This window comes from Mesorhizobium sp. M7A.F.Ca.US.011.01.1.1 (genome assembly GCF_003998295.1).
Lineage (GTDB): Bacteria > Pseudomonadota > Alphaproteobacteria > Rhizobiales > Rhizobiaceae > Mesorhizobium.
Genome location: NZ_RZRT01000270.1, coordinates 1 through 415, shown reverse-complemented (window position 1 = coordinate 415; position 415 = coordinate 1). Strand labels below are relative to the sequence as shown.

Below are 415 nucleotides of genomic sequence, written 5' to 3'. Positions count from 1 at the left end.
CCCCATCGGCGGCAACGCCGACCCGAATCCGCGATTCGTCGCCGAGAAGATGGTCGACCCCGGGGCGCTCAACATGGGCGTGACGGCCGAGCGCATCTTCGACCGCTTCCCGCACCTCACGAAGGAGCGCTCGGACCGGTTCGGGATGCTGAGCCAGCACAAGGCCCAGGCCGCATACGACGCCGGCAGGTTCCAGCCCGACCTGGTGTCGGTCGCGGTCAAGGACGCGGAGGGCTCGTGGGCACTCGCGGCCGAAGACGAGGGACGCCGACCGCAGACCACGATGGAGGACCTGGCGGCTCTCAAGACGCCCTTCCGCCCGCATGGGCGGGTGACGGCGGGCACGTCGTCGCCGCTCACCGACGGCGCGACGATGTCGCTGCTGGCCGGCGGCCGCGCAGTGAAGGAGCTGGGC

The 415-nt window shown here is 71.6% G+C and carries 1 pseudogene; it reads left to right on the top strand.

Annotation, left to right across the window (positions count from 1 at the left end):
* A pseudogene (fadA, locus tag EOA13_RS37685) lies at positions 1–415 on the top strand (acetyl-CoA C-acyltransferase); the annotation flags it as partial.